A 3,702-nucleotide genomic window follows, 5' to 3' on the forward strand; every position below is an offset into this window, starting at 1 on the left:
TGATATCTTCCGGAGTCACAAAATCGCGCCCTTGTATTCCGGCCATCGCCTTGGCGCTGTTGATCAGGGCCAGGGAGGCACGAGGAGAGGCCCCCAGGTAAAGCGCTTTATTGTTCCGGGTTTCCTGGGTAATTTTGACAGCATACTCGACCAGTTTTGGCTCTACATGCAACGCTTTAACCAGTTTTCTGCAGGTCCTGATCTGTTCTGTACTCAACACCGCTTTAACCTCACTGATTTCTGCGCTAAGGATCTGCTGGTGCTGATTTTGCAGCATCAGGATCTCTTCTTCGAATGTGGGGTATTTGACCTCGATCTTAAATAAAAAACGATCCAGCTGCGCCTCTGGTAATCTATAGGTTCCTTCCTGTTCAATCGGGTTTTGAGTGGCCAGGACCATAAATGGTTCCTCCATCAAATAGGTGTGACCATCAACAGTTACCTGTCTTTCTTCCATTACTTCAAATAAGGCAGATTGAGTTTTCGCCGGTGCCCTGTTGATCTCATCGACCAGGATGATATTTCCAAAAACAGGACCTTTCCTATATTCGAAGGAAGAAGACCTTGGATCAAATACAGAAGTTCCCAATACATCCGAGGGCATCAGGTCAGGTGTAAATTGTATCCGGGAAAAAGAAGCATCTATACTTTTAGCCACCAGTTTTGCGCTTAATGTTTTAGCCACCCCCGGAACACCTTCCAGCAGCACATGACCATCTGCCAGCAATCCGGCAATCAGAAAATCTACCGTATTTTTCTGCCCTACAATAATGCGGCCCAGGTTTTCCCTGATGTGCTCTACCGCTCTGTTAAGTTCCGCCAGATCGGTTCTTTCACTAAAAATTTCCGGTTCCATAATTTATTTGGCTTGTTTATAAAATAGTTCAATTTTTTGGTTGAGATCAATCAGCAGCGCATCGTTAACACCTGCACCTTCAGTTACCTGATTGATCGTTTTGAATAAGTCATTTACAGCTGAATCCCCGGCCCCGGATTTCAAGGCCAGGGCAGTTTTAAATTCCTGATCTATGACTGTCGTCTTTAAATGATAATTCGTCCTGATGTGTTCCAGAAGATAGTTAATTTTCTTCTGAGCAATATCCCGGTTATCCCGTTGCTGGTAGTAGACCTTACCCACCAGCTCCACAAATTCGACCGAAGAATTCTTCAGGGGTTCTATGACGGGTATGATCCGCTGACGTCGTTTCATTTCAAACAAAACAAAAATCACCAAACCGATCAGCGCAAGCTCATAGGCCCATCGAAGCGGTTCATGCCCAAAAATTACCCGGAGCACAGATTGGTCTTCTGTATTGCCCCTCGTATTGTACTCATCCCAGATTATAGTACCCGATGCCGGAAGATAGGATAAGGCTTTTCCGGCGTATTCCGCTCCCAAAGGATCCAGCAGATTATAATTGGTCAGTAATTGCGGATTAGGAAGGATATACAATGCACCTTTACCAATCGCATATTTGATAAAATTGACGTGTCCCTCTGCATCTTTACCCAGTACGGTTACTCTGGAGGTATCAAATTTACTAAAGTACTGGTCACCAATCCCCTTATTAAAAGTATACCCTGCAGTAGATTTCAATTGAGGATTTACAAAATTGACCCTTGTTTTCTTTTGTTTCGCAAAATTGAACGAAGAACCCGTCTTCAATTTCAGCGTATCACTTATAAATTTACCAAAATCAAATGCCGCAATAAAAACACGATTCCCACGGTCTGCAAATTTCAGCAGTTCTCCGCAACCTGTTTTATCCAGATCCAGTCCGCCACTAATTAACAAATAACTGCTATTATTGGAATCATTATCCTTTAAGGTATTGTACACCGGCAATCCCGAGACTGTAATTTTAGTATCCGGAAAGAGATGTCCCATTTGATGGTAAAGAATATACAAACCGAAAGGAATTTTATCCTCTTTTAGATAACTCGTCGTCCAGTCTGTAGGTTTAGGTTTGTAATATTGGGCCAGTAAATAACCGATTACAAAAATAGCACTAACGATCAAATATCTTCTTAATCCTTTCATGATGCCTTCCCAATAAATTGATCAAACCCCTGTTTAATCAGACCAAAATTATCTTTATTGATAAAGAACTCCCCATACCAGATATATTCAAACTGATGTGTAAGCATAGAGAACTGCTTTCTTCTCTCCGGATCCTGGATCTCTCCAATATAAATTTGATTTGTTTTTCCCGGCTTCCAGTCAATCCGTCCGCTATCACTTAATTTCTTTAGTGATTTCAAATACAATAACCTCACCGCAATCCTGTAATTTCCTAAACTGATCGCCTTATCTATTTCTTCGGTAAAATTGATTTCGTGGATGTTATCGTCAGATTCGCTGTAAGGCACTTCAATAGATTTTGATCGACGGGAAAATATTTTCAAATCTGCTCCGATGAGTTTCAACACAGCAAAGACCACCAATGCTGTTGAAGTAATGATGAAAAAATACTTCACAAAAGGCACTGTTGCCTTATTACCCAGAATATGCTCAAGAAGCGCCCAGAACCACCTCCAAAAACGGCTCCATAAACTTTGTGAGGGCACAGCATCATCGTAAATAAATGCTTTTTCTTTACTATAAGCGCTAAGTTGCTCTGCGTCAAATCTACGCCATACAACTTGTGCCGTATCTGATTTCAGCACCGCAGTTTTAACAACTTCACCCGATGGAGTTGTCTTCGCATGTAACTGGCTAAAACTCAAAAAAAGAAAAATCAAGAGCAGAAACCTCATCTTAATATTCCTCCGGAGTCGAATTCAGGTCTTTTTCTCCTGTACCAAACTGATCAATCCTACTCATCAGTCCTGTACTTTCCTGCCGCTCAGTCAAATTGAAATAACAAAGTGTAACGCCAATAACCGGCAAGACCATAAACAACTGGCAGACATACTGGATAACCGTAGAAATAATAACAATAGTACTGCTCAATCCACGTCCACCCGATGTAAATGCCCCAACCAGGCCTAATATTATAGCGGGTAAAGAAGCAAAAGACATGGTCGCATAAGCAATGATCCAAATCACAAAGATGGTTGCAGCAGTTGTCCACCATTGATCTTTTAGCAATTTAAAGGAGCGGTTAAATGAATATCCAAGTGTGCCGTTTTCCAGAACCATGATTGGATAAAATATCGACATGGCAGGAAAAACATACACCCCTGGAAAAAAACAGCACATAAAGGCCAGCAGCATAAAAATACTAACCACAATACCACTGCCCATGACCCTAAAAAAGTAATATTTAAAATAGGCCCAGACCTCTTCTACTGTGGGCGCCACATTCCCTTTTTCGATATATAAAGCAATAAAACTTAATGTAGCAACATACATCGAGGTATAATTGGCCATAACCAGCAGGATCACCATAAAATAGCTGATGGAAAAGACCTGTGATAACCGGGTAAAGCCATAGGGATCTGCGGAATTTGGAGCCGCCAAATTCTTTTGCAATGACAGCTGGTAAGTAATGGCAGCGATCATAGCCGCAAGGATAAAAAATCCGCATAAATAAATAAGTGCTTTCAATAATGGCTTAAAATTTTGTTTTATGAACAAAAAGGTATCATTAATGACCTCACCGAATTCTCTGACTTTTTTAAACTCTAATCTATCTAACATTTTTAAGGGGTTTGAGTGCGTTTAATAATTTGTTGCGGGTAAAGAACTACATACCACAA

The 3,702-nt window shown here is 41.1% G+C and carries 4 protein-coding genes; all 4 read right to left on the reverse strand.

Going from position 1 to position 3,702, the window contains the following annotated elements:
- On the reverse strand, window positions 1-856 hold an 856-nt coding region (locus VNZ46_RS13360; protein WP_325560597.1), incomplete at its 3' end, for an AAA family ATPase.
- A 3-nt stretch (window positions 857-859) separates the two neighbouring features.
- The gene (locus VNZ46_RS13365; protein ID WP_325560598.1) at window positions 860-2,041 is read right to left on the reverse strand and encodes a DUF4350 domain-containing protein; all 1,182 of its coding nucleotides are present in this window, start codon (window positions 2,039-2,041) and stop codon (window positions 860-862) included.
- Entirely contained in the window at window positions 2,038-2,727 is a 690-nt protein-coding gene (locus VNZ46_RS13370; RefSeq protein ID WP_325560599.1) for a hypothetical protein, read from the reverse strand. The genes VNZ46_RS13365 and VNZ46_RS13370 overlap by 4 nt, the downstream gene beginning before the upstream one ends.
- Window positions 2,728-2,758: 31 nt before the next feature.
- On the reverse strand, window positions 2,759-3,643 hold the full coding sequence (locus VNZ46_RS13375; RefSeq protein WP_325560600.1) for a hypothetical protein: 885 nt from the start codon (window positions 3,641-3,643) through the stop codon (window positions 2,759-2,761).
- Between the last annotated feature and the right edge of the window lie 59 nt (window positions 3,644-3,702).

Source organism: Pedobacter sp. (genome assembly GCF_035566355.1).
GTDB lineage: Bacteria > Bacteroidota > Bacteroidia > Sphingobacteriales > Sphingobacteriaceae > Pedobacter.

What these genes read in the sequence shown, in the direction of transcription:
- VNZ46_RS13365 (WP_325560598.1), bottom strand. Translation starts at nt 2,041, where the DNA reads ATGAAAGGATTAAGAAGATATTTGATCGTTAGTGCTATTTTTGTAATC.
- VNZ46_RS13375 (WP_325560600.1), bottom strand. Translation starts at nt 3,643, where the DNA reads ATGTTAGATAGATTAGAGTTTAAAAAAGTCAGAGAATTCGGTGAGGTC.